Source organism: Comamonas sp. E6, assembly GCF_001010305.1.
GTDB lineage: Bacteria > Pseudomonadota > Gammaproteobacteria > Burkholderiales > Burkholderiaceae_C > Comamonas > Comamonas thiooxydans.
Genome location: NZ_BBXH01000036.1, coordinates 14,691 through 39,649, shown reverse-complemented (window position 1 = coordinate 39,649; position 24,959 = coordinate 14,691). Strand labels below are relative to the sequence as shown.

The 24,959-nt window shown below is 57.4% G+C and carries 33 protein-coding genes; 23 read left to right on the top strand and 10 right to left on the bottom strand.

Features of this window, described 5'->3' with window-relative positions:
- From CSE6_RS24265 to CSE6_RS24230, 8 genes are all read right to left on the bottom strand, one after another.
- Positions 1-190, bottom strand: a 190-nt coding sequence (locus tag CSE6_RS24265; RefSeq protein WP_059441696.1) for a hypothetical protein, incomplete at its 3' end; no start/stop codon positions are given.
- Positions 187-567: a DUF1064 domain-containing protein gene (locus CSE6_RS24260; protein ID WP_059441701.1), complete on the bottom strand. Its 381-nt coding sequence runs from the start codon at positions 565-567 to the stop codon at positions 187-189. The genes CSE6_RS24260 and CSE6_RS24265, both read right to left, overlap by 4 nt.
- An 8-nt stretch (positions 568-575) precedes the next feature.
- A complete protein-coding gene (locus CSE6_RS24255) occupies positions 576-1,361 on the bottom strand; it encodes an ATP-binding protein (RefSeq protein ID WP_152668643.1) in 786 nt (261 codons plus the stop codon).
- The gene (locus tag CSE6_RS24250; protein ID WP_059441695.1) at positions 1,361-2,101 is read right to left on the bottom strand and encodes a helix-turn-helix domain-containing protein; all 741 of its coding nucleotides are present in this window, start codon (positions 2,099-2,101) and stop codon (positions 1,361-1,363) included. The genes CSE6_RS24255 and CSE6_RS24250 overlap by 1 nt, the downstream gene beginning before the upstream one ends.
- Positions 2,098-2,820 (bottom strand): phage antirepressor KilAC domain-containing protein, encoded by a 723-nt coding sequence (locus tag CSE6_RS24245; protein WP_238585805.1) that lies wholly within the window; start codon positions 2,818-2,820, stop codon positions 2,098-2,100. The genes CSE6_RS24250 and CSE6_RS24245 overlap by 4 nt, the downstream gene beginning before the upstream one ends.
- Complete coding sequence (locus tag CSE6_RS24240) at positions 2,817-3,302, bottom strand: phage regulatory CII family protein (RefSeq protein WP_059441693.1); 486 nt, start codon at positions 3,300-3,302, stop codon at positions 2,817-2,819. The genes CSE6_RS24245 and CSE6_RS24240 overlap by 4 nt, the downstream gene beginning before the upstream one ends.
- A 100-nt stretch (positions 3,303-3,402) precedes the next feature.
- Complete coding sequence (locus tag CSE6_RS24235; protein WP_152668642.1) at positions 3,403-3,585, bottom strand: hypothetical protein; 183 nt, start codon at positions 3,583-3,585, stop codon at positions 3,403-3,405.
- Positions 3,582-3,848 (bottom strand): YdaS family helix-turn-helix protein, encoded by a 267-nt coding sequence (locus CSE6_RS24230; RefSeq protein WP_059441699.1) that lies wholly within the window; start codon positions 3,846-3,848, stop codon positions 3,582-3,584. Before CSE6_RS24230 ends, CSE6_RS24235 begins: the two co-directional genes overlap by 4 nt.
- 83 nt (positions 3,849-3,931) lie before the next feature.
- Between CSE6_RS24230 and CSE6_RS24225 the strand changes: the two genes are divergently transcribed.
- The 10 genes from CSE6_RS24225 (at position 3,932) to CSE6_RS24185 (ending at position 10,808) form a co-directional block, all read left to right on the top strand.
- On the top strand, positions 3,932-4,687 hold the full coding sequence (locus CSE6_RS24225) for a S24 family peptidase (protein WP_059441692.1): 756 nt from the start codon (positions 3,932-3,934) through the stop codon (positions 4,685-4,687).
- Between the two features lie 22 nt (positions 4,688-4,709).
- Positions 4,710-4,955, top strand: coding sequence for a hypothetical protein (locus CSE6_RS24220; protein WP_059441691.1), 246 nt, complete (start codon positions 4,710-4,712; stop codon positions 4,953-4,955).
- Positions 4,956-4,975: 20 nt separating this feature from the next.
- Positions 4,976-5,734 carry a hypothetical protein gene (locus CSE6_RS24215; RefSeq protein WP_152668641.1) on the top strand — a complete coding sequence of 253 codons (759 nt, stop codon included), beginning with the start codon at positions 4,976-4,978 and terminating at the stop codon, positions 5,732-5,734.
- Positions 5,735-5,736: 2 nt separating this feature from the next.
- Positions 5,737-6,072 (top strand): hypothetical protein, encoded by a 336-nt coding sequence (locus CSE6_RS24210; RefSeq protein WP_152668640.1) that lies wholly within the window; start codon positions 5,737-5,739, stop codon positions 6,070-6,072.
- Positions 6,073-6,994: 922 nt separating this feature from the next.
- Positions 6,995-7,255 carry a hypothetical protein gene (locus CSE6_RS24205; RefSeq protein WP_059441688.1) on the top strand — a complete coding sequence of 87 codons (261 nt, stop codon included), beginning with the start codon at positions 6,995-6,997 and terminating at the stop codon, positions 7,253-7,255.
- Between the two features lie 584 nt (positions 7,256-7,839).
- Positions 7,840-8,508 carry a Rha family transcriptional regulator gene (locus CSE6_RS24200; protein WP_083994810.1) on the top strand — a complete coding sequence of 223 codons (669 nt, stop codon included), beginning with the start codon at positions 7,840-7,842 and terminating at the stop codon, positions 8,506-8,508.
- Positions 8,509-8,908: 400 nt separating this feature from the next.
- A complete protein-coding gene (locus CSE6_RS26275) occupies positions 8,909-9,046 on the top strand; it encodes a hypothetical protein (RefSeq protein WP_193751171.1) in 138 nt (45 codons plus the stop codon).
- Positions 9,047-9,102: 56 nt separating this feature from the next.
- Positions 9,103-9,297: a hypothetical protein gene (locus CSE6_RS24195; RefSeq protein ID WP_059441687.1), complete on the top strand. Its 195-nt coding sequence runs from the start codon at positions 9,103-9,105 to the stop codon at positions 9,295-9,297.
- A 64-nt stretch (positions 9,298-9,361) separates the two neighbouring features.
- On the top strand, positions 9,362-10,348 hold the full coding sequence (locus CSE6_RS24190; protein ID WP_059441686.1) for a recombination-associated protein RdgC: 987 nt from the start codon (positions 9,362-9,364) through the stop codon (positions 10,346-10,348).
- A gap of 58 nt (positions 10,349-10,406) precedes the next feature.
- Entirely contained in the window at positions 10,407-10,808 is a 402-nt protein-coding gene (locus CSE6_RS24185) for a hypothetical protein (RefSeq protein WP_238585804.1), read from the top strand.
- A 46-nt stretch (positions 10,809-10,854) separates the two neighbouring features.
- On the opposite strand, the gene CSE6_RS24180 is transcribed toward CSE6_RS24185, so the two are convergent.
- Positions 10,855-11,544, bottom strand: coding sequence for a hypothetical protein (locus CSE6_RS24180; RefSeq protein ID WP_059441685.1), 690 nt, complete (start codon positions 11,542-11,544; stop codon positions 10,855-10,857).
- Positions 11,545-11,618: 74 nt separating this feature from the next.
- Between CSE6_RS24180 and CSE6_RS24175 the strand changes: the two genes are divergently transcribed.
- The 6 genes from CSE6_RS24175 to CSE6_RS24150 all read left to right on the top strand — a co-directional run bounded on the left by CSE6_RS24175 (position 11,619) and on the right by CSE6_RS24150 (position 15,723).
- Positions 11,619-11,975: a hypothetical protein gene (locus CSE6_RS24175; protein ID WP_059441684.1), complete on the top strand. Its 357-nt coding sequence runs from the start codon at positions 11,619-11,621 to the stop codon at positions 11,973-11,975.
- 55 nt (positions 11,976-12,030) lie between these two features.
- Positions 12,031-13,266, top strand: coding sequence for a hypothetical protein (locus CSE6_RS24170; protein ID WP_152668639.1), 1,236 nt, complete (start codon positions 12,031-12,033; stop codon positions 13,264-13,266).
- Positions 13,266-14,078 carry a hypothetical protein gene (locus tag CSE6_RS24165; RefSeq protein ID WP_059441682.1) on the top strand — a complete coding sequence of 271 codons (813 nt, stop codon included), beginning with the start codon at positions 13,266-13,268 and terminating at the stop codon, positions 14,076-14,078. Before CSE6_RS24170 ends, CSE6_RS24165 begins: the two co-directional genes overlap by 1 nt.
- A gap of 41 nt (positions 14,079-14,119) precedes the next feature.
- Entirely contained in the window at positions 14,120-14,368 is a 249-nt protein-coding gene (locus tag CSE6_RS24160) for a hypothetical protein (RefSeq protein WP_059441681.1), read from the top strand.
- Positions 14,369-14,513: 145 nt separating this feature from the next.
- Positions 14,514-14,963 (top strand): hypothetical protein, encoded by a 450-nt coding sequence (locus CSE6_RS24155; protein ID WP_238585803.1) that lies wholly within the window; start codon positions 14,514-14,516, stop codon positions 14,961-14,963.
- A gap of 106 nt (positions 14,964-15,069) precedes the next feature.
- Complete coding sequence (locus tag CSE6_RS24150) at positions 15,070-15,723, top strand: hypothetical protein (RefSeq protein WP_059441678.1); 654 nt, start codon at positions 15,070-15,072, stop codon at positions 15,721-15,723.
- 353 nt (positions 15,724-16,076) lie between these two features.
- Here CSE6_RS24150 and CSE6_RS24140 read toward each other — a convergent pair whose 3' ends face one another.
- Entirely contained in the window at positions 16,077-17,306 is a 1,230-nt protein-coding gene (locus CSE6_RS24140; protein WP_059441677.1) for a site-specific integrase, read from the bottom strand.
- A gap of 433 nt (positions 17,307-17,739) precedes the next feature.
- On the opposite strand from CSE6_RS24140, the gene CSE6_RS24135 reads away from it, so the two are divergent.
- The 7 genes from CSE6_RS24135 (at position 17,740) to CSE6_RS24105 (ending at position 24,958) form a co-directional block, all read left to right on the top strand.
- A complete protein-coding gene (locus CSE6_RS24135) occupies positions 17,740-18,081 on the top strand; it encodes a hypothetical protein (RefSeq protein WP_152668637.1) in 342 nt (113 codons plus the stop codon).
- Positions 18,082-18,153: 72 nt separating this feature from the next.
- Positions 18,154-19,137 (top strand): DUF932 domain-containing protein, encoded by a 984-nt coding sequence (locus CSE6_RS24130; protein ID WP_059441676.1) that lies wholly within the window; start codon positions 18,154-18,156, stop codon positions 19,135-19,137.
- A gap of 135 nt (positions 19,138-19,272) precedes the next feature.
- On the top strand, positions 19,273-20,319 hold the full coding sequence (locus tag CSE6_RS24125; RefSeq protein WP_059441675.1) for a YqaJ viral recombinase family protein: 1,047 nt from the start codon (positions 19,273-19,275) through the stop codon (positions 20,317-20,319).
- A gap of 82 nt (positions 20,320-20,401) precedes the next feature.
- Positions 20,402-21,436 carry a hypothetical protein gene (locus CSE6_RS26635; protein ID WP_059441698.1) on the top strand — a complete coding sequence of 345 codons (1,035 nt, stop codon included), beginning with the start codon at positions 20,402-20,404 and terminating at the stop codon, positions 21,434-21,436.
- A gap of 318 nt (positions 21,437-21,754) precedes the next feature.
- Complete coding sequence (locus CSE6_RS24115; protein WP_059441674.1) at positions 21,755-22,981, top strand: IS256 family transposase; 1,227 nt, start codon at positions 21,755-21,757, stop codon at positions 22,979-22,981.
- A 230-nt stretch (positions 22,982-23,211) separates the two neighbouring features.
- The gene (locus tag CSE6_RS24110) at positions 23,212-23,868 is read left to right on the top strand and encodes an HAD family hydrolase (protein ID WP_059441673.1); all 657 of its coding nucleotides are present in this window, start codon (positions 23,212-23,214) and stop codon (positions 23,866-23,868) included.
- 4 nt (positions 23,869-23,872) lie between these two features.
- Positions 23,873-24,958: an ABC transporter ATP-binding protein gene (locus CSE6_RS24105; RefSeq protein ID WP_019042132.1), complete on the top strand. Its 1,086-nt coding sequence runs from the start codon at positions 23,873-23,875 to the stop codon at positions 24,956-24,958.
- Position 24,959: the final 1 nt, after the last annotated feature.

Genomic DNA, 24,959 nt, shown 5'->3' with positions numbered 1-24,959 from the left:
TGCTGCCGCCCACCTGAACCCGGTTGCAGCATCGGTTCTCCATCCAGTGCTCGATCAGGTAGCGGCCATCGCTCAGGCGCTCATAGGTCGGCCACACCAACCGCGTGATGCGCGATGTGCTGGGCGGCTTGCGCTGGCCAGCCAGCGGCACGACCTTGCCGAAGAATGCGGGGTTGAGTGCCTGGGTCATTTGATCACCCGCACTTCCCGACCCAGCAGAGCCTTCATCAAGTGGCGCTTGATCTTGAATTCAGGGGTCTCCACGCCCTTCACGTCTTCGATCACCTCAATGCCCTGCTCCAGGTACACGAAGTCAGCGATGTAGCGAATGGCGGGCCGGGCGCGCGCAGCGCCAGCAAACTTGACCGATGGAACCATCTCGAACACCACCTGGCGGCGCAGATCGCTGATGTGGCCGCCACGCTGCAGCATCTGCAGGTGTGACCAGCGGTGGAGCTCGGCCAAGCTATCGAACTTGCCGCCATCCGCTGCAGTGATCTTCCTGTTGCCATACTTGGAGCCTGGGGTCCTGGGAACCAGCTTCAGGGCGTGCCCTGTCAACTTCATGCCCTTGCTCATGCCTGAACCTTTCCGCGCTGGCTTTCCCAGTCGAAGGGAATGGCCTCCCCGCCGTCTTCACGCAGACGATCAAAGATGCGGTCACCCAGGTAGGCCCGAACCTCGTCGACACCAAAGTTCGACAGCAGCAGGGTGGGTCGGCGCTTCTCATAGCGCTCGTTGAGCACATCGAACAGGATCAGCTTTTCGGCTTCGCTGCCGAACTGCACACCCACCTCATCCAGAATCAACAGGTCGGGGAACACCAGGGCGGCCACGGCCTGGGCCTCGGTCTTGTCAGCGCCACGGCTCCATGTGTCCTTGACGCTGCGCACCGCGCGCATCACCGTGGTGAAAAGCACAGGGCGACCATCGCGGCGCATCAGGCGCAGCGCAATGCCGGCGGCCAAATGCGTTTTGCCGGTGCCCACGTTGCCCACAAACAGCGCGCTGCGGCCGGTCTTGATCACCTCCGCGAAGCCATCCGCGTAAGCCGTCGCGAAAGCAAGTGCATGCTCCTGCTCCGGAGTGCTGGCCACAAAGTTGTTCAGCGTGCGGTCAGTGAAGCGAGGGGGAATGCAGGACTCTCCCAGTCGCTGCTCCCAAGCGGCCTTGCGCGCCTGGTGCTCCCGAGCATCCTGCTCCGCCTTTTCCTTGGCTGCAGCATCAGCGGCGCAGCCTGGGCACTTCGACCAGATGCGGCCGATGAAGTTGATGGACTCAAAGGCGCCATGGGTCTCGCAGACCTGCTGGCGGGGCTCGGCGCGCGGCATGCTGGCCAGACTTGAAAGGCTGGTGGTCATCACAGTTTCCCTCCGGAGTAGGTGCGGGCTGAAAAACCTTCTGGAGCTGGCGGGCGGCGGGCCAGCGCTGGGCGGCCGGGGGTCAGCTGGCGCTGGGCGAACTTGGCAGAGTTGCGCAGCCAGGTGCGAAATGCAGCTTGCCAGTCCTTGAAGGTGGAACCGTTGGCCATGTGATGGTCCTCAAACGCCTCCAGCTCGGCAGTCACAACCAGGCCCAGCTCACCGGCCAGTCGATCAGCGGTTTCGTTCGGCTCGAAGCCGTCAGGCAAAGCAGTTGCGCGGCCCGTTTGGTTTTTTTCGTCAGAACCAACGATTCCTGATGGTTCATTGATGGTTCTATGACGGTTATTTGCGGGTGCAACCGGTTGCACCCTTTCCTGCTCTGGATTGCGCCCTTTAGTGCTGTCATTTGCACCCTTTGCGTCGTCAGTTGCACCCTTTTCTAACGGTGCAATTTCTGCACCCTTTATCCAGTCGAGGGAAATGCGGTATTCCGAGTGCATGCTGCGCCCGCCGTTGCCGGCATTGACCAGGATCAGCCAGCCGGATTCCTGCATGCGGCGCAGCTGGTACTGGACGGAGCGCTCAGACTGGCGAGTCTTCTCGGCCAGAGCCTTGATGCTCGGATACACCCGGGTTCCGTCATCGCTGGCATGGTCGGCCAGCGCCAGCGCCAGGAGCATCTCTCCGCCGCCATTGGGATAGCGCTCGAAAACAGCGTTCATCACTTTGATGCTCATGCCGTCACCTCGCTGCTCTGCTTCAGGCGCACCTGGTGCTGGCTCCACAGGCCGGCGATCCACTCCACCCCCTTGGCTGTGAACTTGGCTTGTGCATAAGCATGCTCATTGCGCGGCGCCGTGCCGGTCTTCACCTTGAACCGACCTGCCGTCAGATGCTCTGCATGGGGTGTCATCTTCCCGGCCAGGCGGTACATGATCTTGGCCCGCGCCAGGAACTCGCTGAATTCATGTTCATTGGCACCAAGCAGCTTGCAGACCTCGCGGAAGCCCTTCTCGCCGCTTGTGGCTGCGACGTAGCGATCAACAAAGGCCACCTTCGGTGCGGCCAGCGCCAGCTGCTCCTGCTGGGCTTCTATCTGCTCTGCCTGCTCTGCAGCCAAGCGCAGCGCCTGGGCCATGGTCTGAGGCAGCTTGGGGGCCTGCTGGGCCTCCAGCTCCTGCCAGCGCTTGACCACCTTCATGCGCGCCACCGGGTCATATCCCAGAAGCAGAGTCAGGCTGGTGTCCTTGTCCAACTCATACTGGGGATAGCTCTGCTCGTTCTCGCCCACGTAAGTGCTTGAAAAACAAACAGAACGCAATTCTGCGTTTTGCTGCAACGCGTCCATCATGCTGCGGATGTCGCGCATCACGTCGGCATGGCGCTTGCCCGTCAGTTCCGCAATGTCGCGGCTGCTCATGGTCAGAGCCGTGGAGGTGGTGATGGCATTCATCATGACTCTCCCCGTTCGCCTGCTGGCTTTCCTGCGGCGTTCACAGCACGGGCGGCCTGGAGAAGCTTGCGCAGCACCTCTTGGGCCTCCGCAACTTCCTTTTCAATCACCCGCAGTTCGTTATCCGAAATCACACCGTCCTGCATGGCGTCAATCACGGCACTGGTGACGTGGGAGGTTTCCACCACCAGCTTGGAAACCTTCGCAACTGGGCTCGGGGTCTCTGACGGAGCGTCTGTGACCAGTTCAAAGCGGCCGCCGCACTCTTGCGCCACCATCGCTGCATAGTCATAGCAGTGGGGGCGGCCCTCTTCGCAGGCAATGCGGGCAATGGTCAGCGCATCCACCGCACCCAGCTTGTGAGAGGCCGCACCGGACAGCTCTTTGCGCAGAACCTCGCCAGTCTTGCCAATACGTACGGCCACCACTTCGCGGCCGCCAGGATAGTTGTCTACGCCACGGCGCAGGGCATCAAGTGTGCTCATGTCCGGTTCTCCAGAAAAAGGACGTTGCGGGCTGGGCCGCGGGGAAAGACACTGGCTGCATGGAAATAAATGCACGCCAAGAAATGAGGAAAAGCGCCTGTCATCGGGCCTGGGCTGGCTTGGTGTGCGCAAAGGGTGCGGCAGCCAACGCAGCCGCCTCTCTATCCCTGGCGCGACCACGCTTCAAAGTGGCGAACAGTCGAGATGCGCGCCACTCGCGCCGCGCTTTCATGCGCTTGACGGATTCAGGGATGGGGCCGCCGAAGCGATACCTTTCAGTCATGGGCAGCCCTCCTTGATGGTCTTGGACGGCTGCGCCAGCTCCCTGGCGGTGCGCAGGTATGCCCAGTCAACATCAGGGCGCAGGTCCTCGCAACGGATAGCGCCGCCAGATTCGCGGTCCAAGTTGATGCAAAGGCTCTCGCCAAGGCGCTGACCCTTGCTGATTGCCTTGCGCAAGTAGCCCTCAGACGTTTGGCATCGCGTTGCAAGACTCAGACGATCAGCCTTTTGCAGGCTGTTTAGGTAGGCGAGTAGTTTTTCCATACCCATATATTACCCATAGGTAAGGCATCAATCAATACCCATGGGTCATTTACTTACAGGTAATCGTTTGCTGGAATCTATGGATGGATATGTACGAACAGCGGCGTAACGCGCTGCAGAGACTTGTTGACTCTCTTGGCCGTGGCGGCATTGCCAGCATTGCTCAGAAAATTGGCAAGGATGCGAGCTATGTGTCTCGAATGCTTTACCCCGCCGACAAGAATGGCTCCAAGCGGATAGGCGAAGACACCGCAGTGCTCTTGCAGGGCGCTTTCCCTACTTTTTTTATCGGTGAACTCGCCCTCTTGGGAGGGGGCGCCACGCCCTTCGGTCATGAAGCCGCATCCTCTCCCTATGAGGCGCCAGCCGCCAATGGGGAGGGGCGCGACCTGATCATCACCCAGTACGACGTAGGCGGCGCGATGGGCAATGGTGGAAAGCTGATCCTTGAGGCAGAACAGCCTGGTGTGATCAAGAGCTGGCGGGTCGACCAAGATTGGCTGCGCCTGAATGTGCCGACCTACACCAGTGTCGGCAATCTGTGCATCGTTACCGGATTCGGGCCTTCAATGAAGCCCATCTTCAACCCCGGCGACCCACTACTCATGGATCGCGGAGTGAATCATGTAGATCACGAGGGGATCTACTTTTTCCGCATTGGAGATGAAGGGTTCATCAAGATCATCCAGCGCGTACCCAACTTTGATAAGCCAGGGTTCGTGCTGCGCATCATTTCGAAGAACAAAGACGATTTTCCGCCATACGACATTTCATCGAAGCACCCCGACTTCCATGTGATTGGGAAAATTTTGACCGTATGGCGTAGCGAGCAGTATTGATACAAAAAAGGAGTGAGGGATTATGAAATTCATGGGTGTTATGTCGATCATTGGCTCAATCCTGGGCGGCATTGTTCTACTTTTGGGATTCATGGGCGCAAAGAGCGCTCCTCAGGAAGCCGCTTCGGCAGCTCTAGCCATCGCCCTGGCCGTAATCCCCTACGTCTTTTTCCGGGCCCTTCAACTCTCCAAACAGTCCGAGGACACGCAGGCGATGCGTGATGCGCTTGAAGCAATCAACCGCCGCGACGAATCCAATCGCCACTGATTTAAGAAAACAGAAAAGTAATGATCAAATCTCTGCTTGTGGCATCTTTATTTGCAGCTTCTGTTGCTGGATGCTCTAAAAGCGAAAATAAAGAACCAGTAAATTTTCCCGCAACTCCGCCAGTTGAAGAGGTCAAAAAAATTACAAGTGAAGAATGGAGGAAGGCGTTTCTTTCAACATTCAAGGAATCGGACAGAAAAACAGATGACAGTGGAATCACTGAATACTACGCATGCTTTGACTCTAGCGCAGAAACAAGTAGGTGTCCTGATAATTATTCAAGCCGCAGGGATGGATTCAAGAAAGTTGACTACTTGACCCCCCTCACAACGTCATTTCTTGGGATCGCAGACTTAAAAACAATGGTCAGCATGTATGCCGCAGCCGTGGAATGCGATGCTGTGCATGCAGTCTTGAAGCCAAGCTTCAACGGGAGGAATGGGTGGCTCTTTCTAAATAAAGTCTCATTCATGGCTGATGGCGAGGTCGTTTTTGAAAAATCCGCCGATTTCAATGATGTTAAACGTGACAACAAAAATCGTTGGGTCCATGAGCATTGGACATTTATTGTAGATACCGAAGACCAGCAGAGACTACTGAAGTTTGCAAATGCTCAAAATAAAATAATTCGACTTACAGGAGATAAAGGCTACGTAACCATAGAAAAGCAAGAGTTGAATGCCTTCACAAAAGACATCAAGAGCTTGGTTGAGAACACAAAGAAAATGAATGATGCGATTGCCGCTGCCGGTGGCCCGGCATGCGAAAAAAAGCTCTGACCATGACTCCTAGCGACAAGCAATTCATTGAGCAGCGCCTGGCCAGTGTGACAGAAGACATCAATGCACTACTGACGCTCTGCAGCGGCCGTCAAAAGTTCTCACCAGGGGATAAGGAGCAGGTTCGCTACGAATACAGCAACCTCAAGTCAAAACTGAGCGGTCTGGCGATCCACGTGTTTGAGAGCGAGCATGGCAGAAGCTTCTGTCATTCAGCAGGCTTAGGCGTGGCGGCCGCTTTGTCGGCCAAGGCCAGTGACTCGCCACCTGAATTGACACGCTCTCTGGAGAGAGCCCAGTCAGAGGTGTCGTACTGGGTGCACACGCTATCAAAATGAAGCGTGTGTACCCTCCGAATCCAATAGTCGCGCTGATCTTCTGGGAATAGGCTTGCATCCGCCTCGGATAGCCAGGTGAGCGCAGCAAAAACCCCGCTGCGTACCGCGTGTCGCTGGTCTTCTGGGTCAGTAGCAAGGGCGCCGTCCAGCGTCCATAGAAGGCAGTCCAGTTTACTCAGCGCCAGCCTCAGCTGGAACTTAGGAGACTCGCGAAGCGCCTTGGCCGCCCTCTTAAGTGCCTCGACATCGCCCGCATCAGCGGGCTTTTTTTCGTCTGTGTGGTGTGTGGTCATGAAGAAATATTACCTCACTTCGAAAAATAAATTACCCATGGGTATTGCATCAATTATTACCCAAGGGTAAGATACCTCATCGCCGCAACAAACCGCAGCGATGGGTGCCAAGCGATCGAGCCGCGTGCCACGGGTCTTTAAAAAGCCAACGAGGAAATGGCCGGGCGCAGTGATCAACAGCGTCTAGCGCGGGTTAAACCCGTCCCCAAGCCGAGCGAGTCGGTACACGGGGCAAGCAGTCCGGGCATGTGGGTTCACTCCTGCATGTTCACGCCGAGAGGGGACTGCACGCGGAAAGAAGTGCAACGCGTGAGACCAGAGCACTGCTGAATCGATGCCAGCGAAAGCATCCCAACCAAGCAGCCGCGCGCTGCGAAGGAGAACGCATGCGAGACAAATAGGCCGGACAGCCCGGCCCAGCAACTGCGGAAGCAGCGTTAGAGCCGCACGAAAGCCGGCACGGGATCAAAGTTGGCCGATGGTTTGAGGAGTCGCCCGCCCTCTTACACCAGATGACGCCACCACACGCATATGACTGCGCAAGCAGCGCCAGCCCCTGAGCGAGATCAGGGGCAAAGCAAAAGCAGCTTCCAACAGGAGGCTGTTTCTGTTTTTACAAGGAGAAAGCCATGTGCGAATGCAAAGAAGACATCGAAAGGCGCGTGCTGGAGAAATTCAAGCAGGAGCACCCGGACGCGACCGGCCACGAAGCCGAAATGGGCGGCTACGCCATCGTGTTCGGCAAGGGTGGCGGCTTGCGACCTGCCGCGCGCGTCGACCTGACGGCCAAGGGATTCACCAAGACTGGAAAGGACAAGGCAATCCGCAGCAAGGTTTCCATACTGGCCACGTTCTGCCCGTACTGCGGTGAGAAGTTTGTAAAGGACTGAAGGAGTTTCAAAAATGTGAGCGATTCGCCTGCATGCGGCATGCATGTGCCTTCCCCCGCAGGGCTTTAGCGGGGCCATCACACATGCGGTCGGTGAGCGGGGAAAAGCAGCGGAATACAAGCAAGGCTGCATTTCCGGCTGCATCTGTGATGGTGCCGGGGGTCGGCTCCCCGGTTCTTACAAACCAGGCCTGCAAGGCCCGGCTGGAATACTGCAAGAGGGTAATTGCGCCGGCCACAGGCGCCCATCATGAACACCCCGGGAAAGTAGCGGGGGCTATCTGGCGTGACTGCGAAAGCAGCGCCGGCCAAGTGAAATCGGGCAAATCAGAGCATCTTGATGAGGATGCTGCGGTTTGTTACATGTCAAACGACAGGGGATTCAAACATGATGGCAAACTTAGAAGTTGCCAAAACAAAAAGGACCAGCGATAGCTGGTCCCTAAGTTAGGTAACTTCCCCTGATTGCCACTTGTCTTGGCGGACAGCAATCAGTTTTTAGTGTGTCGGCGATTATAACTGCTTTATTCTAGATATGGCATGAAATTCGCTGATGCATAGGCACAACCTTAGGAGGTATCGCCTATGGCCATCAAGAAAGCTAAGAAGCAAAGCAACTCTGTACACCTCGTGGAGGTGGAAAGCGAGCTTCGAGTTGACTCACGCATCCTTGCTGACAAGCTCCAGAACCAGCACAAGAACGTAATTGAGCTGGTTGATCGGTATGCAGAGCAGTTCAAACGGTTCGGGGTTCTTACGTTTGAAACGGAGAAACCCAACTCTTCAGCAGGAGGGCGGCCAGAGCGATTTGCGCTTCTGAACGAGGATCAGAGCTATTTCTTGCTATCGCTGTCACGCAACACAGACCATGTGGTGGAGCTCAAGGCCAACTTGGTCGCAGCGTTCAGCGAAGCTCGAAAGCCGCGCGGAGCAGAAGAGGAATATCTTCCTACCTACCGAGCGCTGCACGACAAAGTGCACAGCCTGGCAGCCCAATCAAGCAATGCCAAGTTCGTTCATATGAATGTCAACAAGCTGATTAACAAAACAGTTGGTGTTGAAGCGGGTGGGCGCCATGGCCTACCCGTTCCCCGCAAGTCATTGATGGTAGTTGCGCAGGCAGCAGCCACCCATGCGATGGCCTCTGCCAAAGACCACCACGACGGATATCAAATGGCGAAAAGTGCAATGCAGCTGCTGCAACCTGTTGCTCAACAGCTATCAGGTCAAGCTCAAATCCAGCTTGGCAGCTAATCGCTCGTCTTGCTAAGCCCCTCTAAAAGCCACCCTCGGAGGTGGCTTTTTTGCGCCATGGTTTCAGAGGGCCATCCGGCGTGACCACTCGAGCAGGTACGGCAGCTCAGGAATTCGCCTGAGCTGCCGGCAGTTAGGAGCACGGCGCGGCATCCGCGGCGTGGCGAGAGTGGTCACACCAGATGGCACGCCACCAGTTTTAGGTAAGCCGAACTCCTATTGTTTGCCTGAAAAGCGTCAAGCAGAATTCGACCCCATCTACCTGTTACGCCGGGCCTGGGATATCTCCCCCCCCTCCCTTTCTGACCTCTCCCCAGGCATGACCCGAAAGGGTCACCGGCTCTTTCTTCAAGCCCGCGGCAATCGCTTGCGGGCTTTTTCTTCGACCACAGGAGACTCCATGCATTCGACACCCACCACTACCCCAACGACAAAGCTGCTGATGGCATTGCAATGGGCACTTACCGGCTTCGGCCTCTTCTGCCTGGTCGGCGCGGTCGTGGTGATGGCCCTCACGCCCGAAGCATGGCCCGTCTGAAAAATCAATTTTGATAGCGGCTCGCGCCTGCCGCATAAGCACCAAGGAGTGAAACGATGACAAAGCTACTTGAAGCCCTGATCTTGATCGTTGCCCTCTGCATGGGTCTGGCCTGGCTTGCTGTGCCGGATGTTCAAGCGGATGAACCCCAGACCATCGCCCAGAGCCTGCGCGACGAGTTCGCCTGCCCAGGCATGCATGCCGAGTGGCTGGACGACAAGACCGTGCAATGCCTTAAAGAGCTGCCGTGATTACGTGGCTCGCCTCCGTCCAATCCGCCACCTCTGAGGTGGCCTTCTCTTTTCTGGAGTCCTGATGTTCAAGAACATGATTGTTTATCGCATTGCCGAGAGCTGGCAGGGCGATCTGCAGCTGCTGGAAGATGCGCTGCAAAAGACGGTGTTTGAGGAGTGCGGCGCCACGCAGGAGCGCTCCGTGGGCTGGGTGCCACCGCGCGGTGAGGCTCATGGCCCGCTGGTTGAGTCCGTGGCCGGTCAATGGGTCATGCGCTTCATGACAGAGGCCAAGGTGCTGCCGGCCAGTGTGCTGAATCGCAAGGTCAACGAGAAGGCCGAGCAAATCGAAAAGGCCGAAGGCCGCAAGCCCGGCAAGAAGGAGAAGAAGGAGCTCAAGGACGAAGCAAAGCTCGACCTGCTGCCCATGGCCTTCACCAAGCAAGGCAGCATGTGGGTCTGGATCGACCCGCAGGCCCGCACCCTGGTGCTGGATACCAGCGCCCAGGGCCGCGCCGACGAGGTGGTGACGCTGCTGGTCGAAGGCCTGCCCGGCTTCGCCCTGGCACTGCTGGACACACAGACCAGCCCACAGGCCGCCATGGCGCATTGGCTGATGACACAGGAGCCGCCCGCCTGCTTCACAGCCGACCGCGAGACAGAGCTGAAAGCCTGCGACGAATCAAAGGCCGTGGTGCGCTACGCCCGCCACCCGCTGGATATTGATGAGGTGCGGCAGCACATCGAGCACGGAAAGCTGCCCACCAAGCTGGCCATGACCTGGGACGACCGGGTGAGCTTCGTGCTGACCGAAGGCCTGCAACTCAAGAACATCACGCTGCTGGATGCGGTCATGGACGGCAACAGCAAGGATGACAGCGGCTTTGATACCGATGTGGCGATTGCCACCGGCGAGCTCTCCCGCCTGATCCCCGATCTGATCGAAGCACTAGGCGGTGAAGGTCGAACCGGCCTGGGCGACCTGCCTGCCTCGCTGGCTACCAGCGCCAGCACGACCGGCCCGAAGGCCGCGCCAGCTGACACATCCCCGGGCGAAAGCCCGTTCTAGCCGCTCACTCTTCAATCCACTGCCCGCCATACCGCGGGCTTTTTCTTTGGAGACTCCCATGAGTCTGACTTTCGTGAATCACAACGGCGACCCCATCACCGATTCCCGCATGGCCGCCATGCGAGCCCAAGGAATGGAGCTCGAGCGCCTGCGCCGCCTGGCTGCCAAGGCGGATGCGGTGTCCGTTCACAAGGGCTGGCGCGTCTCAGGTATCAAGCCTGGAATGCTGGATGAGGCAAAGCAGGCGCACGAACGGCTCTGCCAGATGGCGCAGAAGGCGGGCGGCAAGCCGCCGGAGCCCTTTGATGAAGGTGCATGGCTTCGCACCGCCAAGCGCACTGCAGTGCGCAGCAAGCCCTACCCCTTCAAGAAGCCGCTCAGCTTTGCAAGGAGTTGGCTATCAAGACGGGCTGGCTTGATGTGCAGCTCCAAGAAATCAAGAAGACTGTCGCTTGAATAGTTTTAGTCAGGAAGAGCCTCTGGTGCCGCTGCTGGAGGCTTTTGCATCAGTCATCGTCGTCAAAGTCGTACAGCTCCTGAGGTGATGGGCAAATGGCCTTGGAGCCGGCTATCTTTTCCAACATTCTCAACGCTCCGGTCAAGTAGTTGCTCGCACTGTCTTGGGTTGCAGCCCACTCCCCCGACTTTTCAATAATCGCCTTGTCTGGCGTTGCCCACTGCCGTGGATCGAAACGCAATATCTCGGCACGAAGGGAGTGCAAAGAACCCAGGGCACTCGAAATTCTGAATCCCACGACCTCGGGAAGCATCAGCAGCGACTCTGGAGCGAGCGACACCAGTGCAGAGTGTCTTTCGAAGTGTTCTGCCCAATCCCTGGCTCTCTGCAGGAACTCTTGAGCCTCCTTGGCGGTGCTCGATTTATCGACAGTGAAATAGGTGAGCATTGCCGAAGCTTTGAGTTCGGACTGAAAGCTCTGCAGAACGGGCAAAACATAAAGCGCGTGAATGCGCTGGAGATGAGCATCCCTTTTTCTGCGCTCTGTATTTGCTCTGGAGGCAAGAACAAGAGCTACCCATACAGCGCCGATTGTGCCGACGGCAGACGCCAAGGAGATCCACTCCGTCTTGGCCATGCACATCGGCCAAATATTCCAGTAGAACAGGCAGTACTCCTGCGCCGGATTAGTCGCGGCAACTGCTTTGCCGATCCCCTCTATTACCTGATCTGCGTTCATGCGCTCCTCCTGGGGCGCAATCCTACCGTTTCACCTGCCCGCCACTGAGCGGGCTTTTTGCTTTCTGGAGCCCTATGCGACTCAACATCGACAGCGATCAGGATGCCAAGCTAGCCAAGCTGCTCGAGAAGACCTCTCTCAGAATGCACTCGAAGCCTGAGATGCTGCGCCACCTGCCTGACGGAACTATTCAGCTGAGCTGCCCGCTTCCTGATGGGTACAAGCCAGAAATGAACCCATGGGCCAAAGAGTTACGAGCTCGCATCGATGCAGGCTGGCGGATTTTTGAGATCAACGAGTGCTCCAAAAGCGTCAGTGGCGGCTGGATGGCCTCATGCATACCGCCACCCCTCTACCGAATTTTTCTCTCTGCCTGGCTGAATCAACCCGAGCCGCTACCTCTTGGGCAGCTTGAGCTGTTTCCCGCATGACCACCAACACCCCAGCCCGCCGCCGCGGGCTTTTCTCATTCTGGGAGCCACCCTCATGAAGCAACCTATCAAGATGACCCCCGGCGACGATACGCACCTGTCGATGCTCATGGCGCCATGCAATCTGAACTTCTTCGTCGGCAAAGACCGCGAAGACCTGCTTGCATATGGCCGCGCCGCATTTGAGGCTGGCAAGGCCGGCCAGTGCCTGCACCAGATTCAGGAGCCAGAAGCTGACATCTGGCCTTGCGTCAATATCGATGTTGACGCGAGCGGGAAGATCACCAACGCCAAGCTGTATTCACCTGGGCTGCCCGCTGGAAATCACGATGTCTATCCAGTTCGTGTCCCATACATGGATGAGCACACTGAAGCATGGCGTGCGTGCGTTGATGAGCTTGAAAAAGCTGTGCCTGGGTTCATGAGCCTGGGCAACATGAACGGTATCGAATGCGCTGTTGCTGCCATCCGAGGACTTTCGGAGCGCGCAAAGCACCAAGAGCTAGCCGCAGCAGAACAAGCTGCATGGCATGCTGGCCTGGACGAAGGCCGGGCACAGGCAGCGCCCGCAGCCGTGGCAGTGCCTGATGAGCTGATTCGCGCAGCCAAGCAGGCGCTCGCATGTATGGATGGATTGCAGCAACACCTGGGCCGCGCCGTTTGCCAAGTCGAAGCTGATGCACTTCGCGCCGCGCTCGCCGCCACCCCGGCAGCAGCCGCGACAGTGGTGCTGCCTGAGCCATGGGGGTATTTAGTCGAAGGCCGAATATTCATCGGGCGACTACTGCCGCAACATGTGAATTCAATGGTGGAGTCAGAGGGGTTTCAGCCAATCAAGCTATTCACAGAGCAGCAATTGCGCGCCCTGCTGGCTACTGCTACCGGACTTCCCGCGCAGGCGGTGGAGAAGAGCGCTCTGATTTCAGAGGTCGAGGATCGAATCAAGTATTCGCATGCGAGGCTTGGCCACTCCGAACGATTCACTGAGCTGAAAGTTCTGACAGCGAACTCAATCATCGCCGCGCTGAAAGCTGCACCCCAGGCGCAGGCAGACGCGCGGGATGCGGGAAAGCTGCATTTCTGGGTAGCAGATGATCCAGATACGGCGCATGAAAACCTGCATGAAGCAGTCATGGAGGCCTTCGAGACAAACGGCGTCCAACCAGGTGGATTTGTCGAGATACAGCGCGAGATCAGTTTGCCCAACATCCTCGTGCGCATCACATCGACCAATCCGTTTGCGTTTGAAGAAGTGCCTGACGCCGCTATCGCGGCAGCAAAGGGGGAGTGATGCAGCACATCGTCTGCTATTCAGGCGGCCACAGCTCCGCCCTGGTGGCGCTTGAGGTTGCGCAACGCTATAGCACTAAGAATCTAGTGTTGCTGAACCACGACATGCATTTCAGCGTGGAGCATGCCGACATCAAGCGCTTCAAGCGCGATGTGGCCGAGCACCTGGGCGCGCCGCTGACGTTCTCCAGTCGGCGCAATGCCACACAAGACCAGTTCGACGTGTGCGTGGAGGCCGGAGCCTTCAAGGTAAACAACGGGCAGGAGCTGTGCACCGCGCGGCTCAAGACCGAGCCATTCATGGAGTGGCTGGCCTCGAACGCATCTCAGGATGACAGCACCATCTATTACGGCTTCGATGCCAACGAGCAAGACCGCATCCAGCGCCGCGCCGGGATCATGGGCGCGCAGGGCTGGAAGACGGACTACCCGCTGATCTGGATGAAGCGACAGCACGAGAGCACCGAGGCCTTGGGCATCCCGCGACCCTGCACCTACAGCGTCTTCAAGCACGGCAACTGCATCGGCTGTCTCAAGGCTGGCTGGCAGCACTGGTACATCGTCTATTGCACCCGCCAAGACATCTGGCTCAAGGCTAAGTGGGCAGAGGACGAGATAGGCCACGCCATTCACTGGGATGACGGCCAGCCTGTCTACCTTGAAGACATGGAGCCGAAATTCGCAGCGATGAAGGCCGCCGGCATCCCAGCGACTGAGCACATCCCGCATCAGCGGTTCTGGGCCCAGGCAAACAAGATCGTTCGGATCAACGCAATACAGGAGTCTCTGCCATGCGAATGCACGCACGGATAGCAGCGCAGCGCGCCGCCCAGGCAGCGCAAGGGGGTGAGTGAATGCAATACACACGCACTTTCAAGAAGCACTCCATCACAGTCGAGCGCGAGAGCCGAAAGGACAACTGGTACATCCGGGTGACGGCCCCTTGTGGATCGTATGCCTATGACGGCTGGTGGTCTGACTCTGCATCGAAGACCGCAAAGGAGGCTTTCGAGGAAGCCAAGCGCGGCGCGCAGCTCGATCCAAACAAGGAGGCGCGTCGGGTAGCCCAGTCAGCAGCCAAGGAAGGAGCGCAGCAAGGATGAGCAAAACAACTGCCACTCAACGACAGCGCCGAGCGCGTTCATTGGCAAGCATGTTGTACGACCCGTACATAGCAGGCTGCTTCACTGACTTTCATGGCGATCCGCGACAAGCGCCGAAACGCTGGAAGCGCCTGTGGGCGCGTCAATGGAAGTTCGTCAAGAAGGCGAATGTAGCGAATCGCCGTTATTGGCGGGCCGTGCGAGAGCAAGCCCAGGCGCAGAAAGGCCAAGCATGAGCACCCCTGACTCCAACATCAGGAAGTTCCCAGGGACTGAGCTGCCGGAGCAGACGCTAACAGCCTATAAGAACTGGCACAACTTCTGCGAACACAAAAAGATCTCCCTGGACGATCACAGCCGCACCGTGCGCTGCGCCGCCTGCGACCAGGTATTCGACCCATTCGACTTTCTGCAAAAGGAGGTCACTCGCTTGCAGCGCGCCTGGGAAGACCACAAGCATGTTCAAAAAAGCCTGAATGACCTCAGGGATGGAGTCGAGTCCTTGAAAAAGGAAGAGGCCCGCCTGAAGGCGCGCATTAGAACGGCCAAAGCCAAGGTGGCACCTGTGATTGACCTGAGGAACCGCGAACTATGAGCAAGCGAGCCCGCGATCGAGGCGACAAGCGCGACAGATGGCGCGAACCTATCAACCACCCCGAGCCCCGCCACTGAGCGGGGTTCTGCATTTAGGGAGTTACCCAATGAAAGAAACCGGCTTGATGTTCAAGGCGCCCTTGGTGTGCACCATCCTGAGCGGCCTGAAGACCCAGACGCGCCGCGCATTCAGTGAACACATGATGAAGCAGATGCGCGCCGCTGCTGCCATTGGCGAAGTGTCGAACTTTCTGGACGAGGGAAGCCTGCAGCCCAACGACCTTGCATATGTGCAGCAGTTTTCACCGGTAGGCCAGCCCGGCGACCGTATCTATGTGCGAGAGACATGGCAGCACGCCAACTTTCCGCTGGGGCCGTATCAGGAGGGAACGCCCGTGTTCTACCGGGCCGACTATCTGAATGACCCTCACGGGCCGGATGGGGAGAAGTCGCCAGAGGGCAAGTATCGCCATTGGAGCCCTGCAATTCACATGCCGAAAGCTGCAGCACGCATCTGGCTGGAAGTCGCCGGCGTGCGCGTGGAGCGCCTGCAGTCCATCAGCGAGGAAGATGCCAAGGCAGAAGGGGCGTGGCCGGACCAGTCCATCGTTGGCACCACGGCTGACTATTTCAAATGCTCCCATTTCGCGGTCCACCCTTCTCTGGCATTCCGCATGCTTTGGGAATCCACCGGCGGTGATTGGGCCGCGAATCCCTGGGTCTGGGTGATCGACTTCAAGCGCATCGAGAAACCGCGATGACCAGCGCCAGCACTGTGGGCCTGCCAGAAGACAAGGCCTACATAGCCCACCACTTCAACTGCCCTACCTGCTGCGCCGCCGGCCGATCCGCTGGCAAGCAGGCGCGCTGCGCCGCTGGCGTGCAGCTCTGGGACGCATACCGCGCAGTCATTCGCGCCCGAATCAGGGCCGAGCGCGCAGCTACTGCAACCAACTCTGAAAGAATACGATGAATACTTCTATGAATAGCGTGCCTGAGACGATGTACCGCGAAAAGCAGGTGTTGGCTCAGTTTGCACCGGTGCACCGCACCACCTGGTGGCGCTGGGTTAGAGCAGGCATTGCACCGCCGGCCGTAACCATTGGCCTGCGGGCTAAGGCTTGGCGGCAGTCTGATCTGCAGCGCTGGCAACAGGGTCAGCGTGGTGACTGGAATCCAGATAATCAGCCCAATCCTGCATGAGCGGCCGACGACGCTCAAGCGCATCGCTACGTCGATACGCCGCCTCTGTCTGGTTGCCAACGGTATGGGCCAGGGCAGTTTCAACAACATCCCGTGGATACTCCGTATGGTCGCCGGCCCAATCTCGAAAGGTTGACCGGAAGCCATGCGGGACGTATTCAAGATCCTTGCGCCGCATGAGCGCCGTCATAGCCATATCGGCCAGCTGCCCGCCGCGTGGCGATGGGAACACCAAGTCAGTTCCCGCAATCCTGGGCATCCCCTTTAGCAGCGCCAGCGCCTGCCTGCTGAATGGCACCCGGTGCGTTACGCCGGCCTTCATCCGCTCACCTGGGACAGTCCACACGCCAGCGTCCAGATCGACCTCATCCCACGTCGCGCCGCGCACCTCGCCGGAGCGTGCGGCCGTGAGAATCGTGAAGCGCAGCGCCAGCGCCGACATCCCTGCAATTCCTTCCAGCTCGCGCATAAAGCTTGGCGCCAGAGGTATAGGCATGGCCGGATGGTGCCTACGCTTGCGCACCTTGTCCGGAGAAGGAAGTATCTTGTCCAGCACACCGCGCCAGCCGGCCGGGTTTATCCCGTCGCGCCCATCGCGCACCGCTGCATATCCCAACACCGACTCGATCCGCCCGCGCAGCCGGGTCGCTGTCTCTGTTTTGGTGCTCCATATCGGCTTGAGCACCTGCAGCACATCATCCACTCCAATTTCCCCGCACGCCTTATCCCCGATCAATGGGTAGGCATAGGTCTCCAGAGTTGCCGTCCATTGCGCCTTGTGCTTTTCATTCCGCCAGCCGTCGCGCTTTGATTCGACGTACTCGGTTGCGTCATCTCGGAATTTGCGTGCAACAACGACAATCGACTTCGGTTCGGGCAACGGAATCGGATTGACGCCGAGCCGCACCATTCGATTTTTGTCACGGGCGAGCTCACGGGCCTCAGACAAGGTCACATCCTCGAATCGCCCCAGGCCAATATCGCGGCGCTTGCCATCCACCATAATGCGATGGACCCATAGTCGCGTGCCCGCCTCGGTGACGCGCAGCTGCAGGCCGGCGGCCCCTCCAACTGGATACCGCCCAGGCTCTCGCAATTTGGCTACCGCCGCAGCGGTCAGCTCTTTGGCAAATTTCGGCATGCGGCCATTATGCCGCCCACATCCTGCCCACAAAAGCGCGACAACTTAAAGCGGCCAGTTTCAGCATATTGCAACAAGGCCTGCTGCATCAATCAATACAAATCAATCACTTAGCGATAATTTGCAGCGGCCTGCAACGATAGTGCGATACTCACAGCCTCCGCCAGGAATACTTCTAAGCCCCTGTTTTTAGGGGCTTTTTTATTTCCAACCACAAGCTTTCTACCATACCATCTACCATTAGATTTCTGATTGATCCGGTCCTGTTCAGACTGCATCGGACTGCAACTAGCAATCTTGTTTTTTCATTTCTAATTTTTTTCAACCACATATCACTGAGCTGAGGACAACTACAGATCCTCACCAACCAAACGTCACAAGCCCCTGTGTATCTGCGCAGGGGCTTTTTTGTTGTTGTGTATAGGAGATCACTTTGGAAATATCCATCCCCTCGCTTCTGTCTTGCCCCTTCTGTGATGGGGCGGAGGTCACTCCTCGAACGCCTGCCACCTATGCCTGCGCTTTGGTTGGGTGTGCTGTCGGTGCAGCTGGAGGCTTTCATGCCTCGAACAAAGGGCTATCAGTTGCCAGTCTCCCCAGCACTTCTATTGCTTCAGCAGGATTCGCATTCAGCGGCATTGCTGGTGCCGTGGTTGCTGCAATGACCGCCGCAGCCATTGGCTGTGATCTGGGTGCTAAAGCTGGTGCCAAGATTGATCTCGTGCTGTTTGATAACTATCGTTGCAGCGCATGCGGAAAGACTTTTAAGGTCTGAGTCGTTCAGTAGCGCAACGCTTCACATTCTTTTTATTGAATACGTCTCATTTATTAATTAAGGAGCAATTTCATGGCACACCTCGTTGAAACCATGGCCTACGCTGGCCAAACCCCTTGGCATGAACTTGGCAACGCTTTGCCTGCCAAACAAAGCATTGATGTCTGGGCACAAGCTGCAGGCATGGACTGGCGTATTCAGGAAACACCTGTGTGTTATCTCGCCTCCGATGGAAATACAGGCCTATCTGGTCTATATGCCGAGCCCAAAGAGTTTCCAGAACAAAAGGTGCTCTACCGCAGCGACACGCAGGCACCCCTGTCCGTAGTGGGCAGTCGCTACAACGTGGTTCAGCCCCGCGAGGTACTGGAGTTCTACCGCGACCTGACTGAAGTAGCTGGTTATGAGTTGGAAACTGCAGGCGTGCTCAAAGCTGGCCGCAAGTTCTGGGCATTGGCGCGCACTGGTAAATCTGTTGCGTTGAAAGGCAATGATGTGGTCAACGGCTATTTGTTGCTGGCTACGTCGTGTGATGGTTCTCTGGCTACGGTGGCCATGCCAACCACAGTGCGCGTGGTGTGCAACAACACACTGACGATTGCACTCAAGGATGGCGTAGGCTCCGTCAAAGTGCCCCACAGCACTACGTTCGACGCACAGGCAGTTAAACGCCAACTCGGTATCGCAGTTGGACAGTGGGACAGCTTTATGTACCGCATGAAGACGCTGGCCGAGCGTAAGGTCAAGACCCATGAGGCGATGAACTACTTCCTCAAGGTGATCTGCAATACAGACAGTCACTCTGATTTGTCAGTCGGCTTGACCAATGAGCGCGCTTTGAAGAAGGTGCAGATGCTTTATGAGGGCCATGGGCGAGGAGCAGAAATGCATGCAGCCAAAGACACGGCTTGGGGCTTGCTGTGCTCTGTGACCGAGTTCGTTGACCATGAAAAACAAGCACGTAGTCAAGACAACCGCCTAGACAGCGCTTGGTTTGGCCAAGGTGCTGCCATCAAGCAGCGCGCCTTGGATCACGCTTTGCAACTGGTGGCTTGACCATGCTGCCTCGTTTGCAACTCTGGCCGCATTGGCTGTTTCCGCTAGGTTTTCCTATCTACGTTACACCCCCACGAACCGCCTTCTGAGGCGGTTTTTTTATGCCCGCAATTTTTGCGGGCCAAGGAGATTTCTATGTCTGTTCATTTGTTGAGCAATGCCAAGTTGGATGTCCGTGAAACACCAGTGGAGCACCCCAGCCGCCCTCGCAAGGGCGCCGCTTTGCGCCTGGTATCGACCAAGGACATGGCTCGTGATGATTGGCTGGAAGTGCGTCGCACGGGAATTGGCAGCTCCGATGCTGCGACTGCCGTGGGCCTCAATCCTTACCAGTCTCAGCTGGAGTTATGGATGCAAAAGACGGGCAAGGCCGATATGTTGCCTGCTATTGATCCCAACGATGACACCAGCCCCATGTTCTGGGGGACGTTGCTGGAACCCATCGTGGCAGCCCACTACACCAAGCGCACCGGCAACAAGGTACGTAGGGTGAACGCTGTGCTGCAACACCCCAAGCATCCTTGGATGCTGGCCAATGTGGACCGTGAGGTGATGGGGTCTTCAGAGGTACAGATTCTGGAGTGCAAGACGGCTGGAATTCATGGTGCACGCCTTTGGAAGGATGGCGTGCCTGAGTACGTTCAGTTGCAGGTGATGCACCAGTTGGCCGTCACGGGCCACAAAGCCGCAGATGTGGCAGTGCTCATTGGGGGGCAGGAATTGCGCATCTTCCGTATCGAGCGTGACGAGGCGTTGATTACCCGTCTGATTGAGATGGAGCACGCATTCTGGCAGCTGGTGGAAAGCAACACACCGCCTGCCGGAGATGGCTCTGACAGTGCTGAGAAAGCGCTGCGCTGCCTCTATCCCAACAGTGGCGGTGAAGAAGTGGACATGAGTGACAACCCAGAGCTCAATGCCACGTTCGACGCCTTGCTGATTGCACGGGAGCAGCTTGATGCCGCTCAAAAGCAAGAAGCACGCCTGCGCCAAGCCATTCAGATCCACATGGGCGAAGCAGGCAAAGCCACGTTTGCCTGTGGTGGTAGCGTGACCTGGAGACGCAGCAAAGACGGGCAAGCCTTCGACACAGCGCAGTTCGTCAAAGACCATCCCGAGCTGTCCAAAGCCTACCTCACCACACGGCCTGGATCTCGGCGGTTTTGCGTGTATCCAGCTTGAGCTGACCATCCTTCCCACATCCATCCCCCTCTTGCTCCCTGTGGCCCATGCCACCGGGAGCTTTCTTTTTTTGGAGCAAAACATGATCAAAGGTTTGATGATTACCCCGCCCGTCATTGGCCGAATTTCTATTGGCAAAGTCGTGGAAAAGAATGGCAAGCGCCTGCCAGAGAAAGACGATGAATTCACCATCACCACACAGGTCCAGCAGCGTGGTCAGTGGGTGCTACACCCGCTGGATGAGGCTTTGCGCCAAAGCCAAGCAGATGCCTTCACCGTTGGCGGCATAAAGGAAGGCGCTGAGCCTTCCGACAGTCAAAGTGAAAGTATTCCCGCACGCAGTGCCAAGCGCACGCTCAAAGACAAGATGGGGGTCGCAGGTCAAGCGCCTGCAGAAACTAGCTCTCCACGACGGAAGCTGCGCAGCATTCCCGTGCGCGTCTTGTTCAATGACCCTGATCTAAACCTGCGAGCCAACTACTGCATGTTTGACCGCAGCACAGCGCGTCCTGTCTGCGTGGGTGACGGGGAGAGCTGCAAGCGCGTCACGGATCAAGGGCTGGAGACGATGGAATGTCCCGGTCCTGATAGCTGTCGTTTTGGGCTGGGTAACTGCAAGCCTTATGGGCGGCTGAACGTCAGCATCGGTGACAGCGATGAATTGGGCAGCTTTGTGTTTCGCACAACGGGCTTTAACAGCATTCGTACCTTGGCTGCACGCCTGCAGTACTTCGCTGCTGTCTCTGGTGGGCACCTGGCCTGTATGCCGCTGGAGCTCAAGCTGCGGGGCAAATCGACTACGCAGTCACACCGCGCAGCCATTTATTACGCAGACTTGGTCGTGCGCTCAGGGCTATCGCTCAATGCTGCTATTGGACAAGCCAAGGACTTGGTTGCAGAGCGCTTGGCTGCGGGCTTTGATCAGATGGGATTGGACAGTGCTGCACGCCACGGCTTTGCCAATGGCTGCTTTGAAGACGCGCCGGATGAAGTCGCTGAGATTGTGGAGGAGTTTTATCCCGATGGCAGTCCAACGCTCACTGGCTCTGGCATTGAGGCCGCCGATGATGGCACCCCAAACCGGCTGCGCCATGGTACGCATAGTCCGTCATCTTAAAGACCGTGATCGCATAGACCGTAGTGTTTAACACCGTGTATTTGCACACCGTGATGCTTTGTCACGTGTGCAGATGCACTGTGGTCAAGACTGCTACGAATCGTAACCATTGCGCCCCATGGCAAGCAAACCAATGACCGATGCAGACCGCTCCCCCTTGCTCAAGGCTTTCGGGAATGCCGTACGCGAGTACCGCAAAGCACAGGGATTTTCTCAAGAGGGTTTTGCGCATTACTGCGGCTTGGATCGGAGGATGTGCAAAATTTTGTGTAAACGGCCAATCAACAGCCGGCGCAAGCCGGCCTGTCCGTAAACACTATGAACACCAAGAAACACGACGTACCCGAAGAACTGCTGTCTGGCCTGCTGGCCAACTACAAGAGGCCCGAAGACCTCATCGGCGAGAACGGCCTGCTCAAACAGTTGACCAAGCTACTGGTCGAGCGAGCCCTGGATGCCGAATTGACCGAACACTTGGGCCACGAACGCAACGAAGCAGTGTCCAACCCCGTTGGCAACACCCGCAACGGCAAGAGCAAGAAGACCCTCAAGGGCGATTTCGGCGAACTGCCCATCGAGGTACCCCGCGACCGCCATGGCAGCTTCGAGCCTCAGCTCATCCCCAAGCACCAGACCCGCTGGGCCGGCTTTGACGACAAAATCATCTCGCTGTACGCCCGTGGCATGACGGTGCGCGAGATACAGGCCCACCTCGAAGAGATGTACGGCACCGAAGTTTCGCCCAGTCTGATTTCCTCGGTGACCGACGCCTTGGCCGATGAGGTCAAGGCCTGGCAGGCCCGGCCGCTGGAGCCGATTTACCCCATCGTTTACCTGGACTGCATCCACGTGAAGGTGCGCGAGGGCGCTGTGCGGGTCAAGGCGGTGTACCTGGCCATTGGCATCACCATGACGGGCGAGAAGGAGGTGCTGGGCCTGTGGTTGGCCCAGACTGAGGGTGCCAAGTTCTGGCTGCAGGTGGTGACCGAATTGCGCAACCGGGGCGTGCAGGACATCTTCATTGCCTGCGTCGATGGGCTCAAAGGTTTTCCGGAAGCCATCGAGGCCGTCTTCCCCAAGGCGGTGGTGCAGCTGTGCATCGTTCACATGGTGCGCCACAGCCTGAACTACGTCTCATGGAAGCGCCGCAAAGAAGTAGCTGCCAACCTGCGCCGTATCTACACGGCCGCCACCGCCGAGGAGGCCGAGCTGATGCTCGGTGAATTCGAGCAGCGCTGGGATACCGAGTACCTGCCCATCGGCCAGTCCTGGCGCAGGAACTGGAGCCGCTTGACCCCGTTCTTTGACTACCCGCCGGAAATCCGCAAGGTCATCTACACAACCAATGCCATCGAGTCGGTGAACATGGGCCTGAGGAAGCTGACCAAGAACCGGGGCTCGTTCCCCAGCGACGAGGCGCTGACCAAGCTGTTCTACCTGGCCCTGCGCAACATCAGCCAGAAGTGGACCATGCCCATCCGGGATTGGAAGGCTGCGCTGACCCGCTTTACCATTGAGTTCGGAGACCGCATCTCCGTCAATTGAAGTCCGAACCGTTTACACAAAAATTCGGACACGCCCCTGGGCCGTCCTCATACGGCAGCCGTGGCATAGCCACGGCCGGGGTTGGGGGTAACTCGCCTCAAACTGGATTTATGCAACAACGCCGCCCACGAAAAAAATCGCATCGCATTTCATCGGTAAAAAATTGATCTATTGAGATCGAAAATGATCGATGTCATGAATATTTCATGATCCATTGATAAATTTCGATCATGAAATTTGCAAAACCATTCAAAACTGTCATCTTTGATCTGGATGGCACCTTGCTCGACAGTTGGCCCAGCTTGCAGGCCACGCTGCACGAGGGCTTAAACAGCCGCACGCTGGATATGCCCTCTCTCAAGCTCGAGTTGAGCGCAGGCATCGCTCCCATGTTGGCACTGGCTGCTCAACAAGCGGATCTTCGAGGCTCCGAACAAGAAGCAGCGCAAACCCAACTCATGCGCAGCTACCTGAGCCGCTTTGTGCTGAACGCCACCGTGTACCTGGGCGTACCCGAATTGCTGGCCCGACTGCAAGCTCAAGGCCTGAAGCTGGGCATCTGCACCAACCGCGACCGTGCAAGTAGCCTGCAACTGCTGCGCCACCACCAACTTAGCGATTTTTTTGAAGCCGTGGTCTGCATCGATGACACACCTTTTCCCAAGCCCAGCCCCGAGCCTTTGCATACCTGTCTGCAACTGCTGGGTGCCACACCATCCGAGACCTTGTTCGTAGGTGACTCGGGCATCGACGCCAGCTGCGCACACGCAGCGAACGTTGCTTTTGCAGCCCATGTACGCGGCTATCACCGCAATATGCATGAGCTTGAGCCCAGCGTACTGAGGTTTGATGCTTATGAGCAGTTGAACGACATGTTGGAGGCTTGAAGCCATGGCTGACATCCACCTTCGTAGCATTTCTAAACGCTATGGCGACACGACCATCCTCGATCAGTTGGACTTACAGATTCACGACGGAGAATTTTTGACCTTGCTGGGTGCGTCTGGCTGCGGTAAATCAACCTTGCTCCGCTTGCTCGCTGGCCTTGAAGCACCAGACAGCGGTGACATTCAAAGCCAAGGCCAAAGCATGCTGAGCCAAAAACCTGCACAGCGCGATTGCGCCATGGTGTTTCAAACCTACGCGCTGTATCCACACATGACTGCAGGCGAGAACATTAGTACGCCTTTGCTGATGCGCAAGCTCTCGTTTTGGCAGCGCCTGCCGGGCATAAAGTACCTCAACCCTTCGGTACGTGCTCTTCGCAACGAGATTGAGCAAGAGGGTAAACAGGTGGCGCAGGTCTTGGGCATTGAGCACCTGTGGCAACGCAAGCCTTCGCAGTTGTCGGGCGGACAGCGACAACGCGTAGCACTCGCTCGCGCCATGGTACGCAAGCCTTCGCTGTTTTTATTCGACGAGCCTTTGTCCAACCTCGACGCCAACTTGCGTCAGGCCTTGCGCGCCGAGATTCGCGCGTTGCACCGCAAACTCGGCGTAACCTTTGTGTACGTGACGCACGACCAACACGAAGCCATGTCCATGTCTGACCGTGTGGCTGTGATGAAGAACGGAAAGATCTTACAGCTCGACACCCCTGAGGCTTTGTTCAAGCGCCCTGCCAGCCAAGAAGTGGCGAGCTTCGTGGGCTCACCTCGCATCAATCTGTTGCCGCTTTCTGCGGTGAAGCTGAATGATGGTGTGTTGCCGCCAACTTCGGCCGTTGTCGTAGGCATTCGCCCGCACCAATTCATGTGGACAACACAAACAGGTTGCTGGAGCGTTTTGGCACAGGTGCAGTCGGTAGAGTACGCGGGCAGCGAAAAAGTAGTGGTGGCACAAGGCGAGCATCACGAAGCCATGACCATACAAACCGAGGCCACCCAGCCAGTACATGAGACACAAACCGTCACCCTATACATACAGCCTTCAGAGCTGATATTTTTTGATGCGCATGGTCGCCGTCTGGAGGCATAAG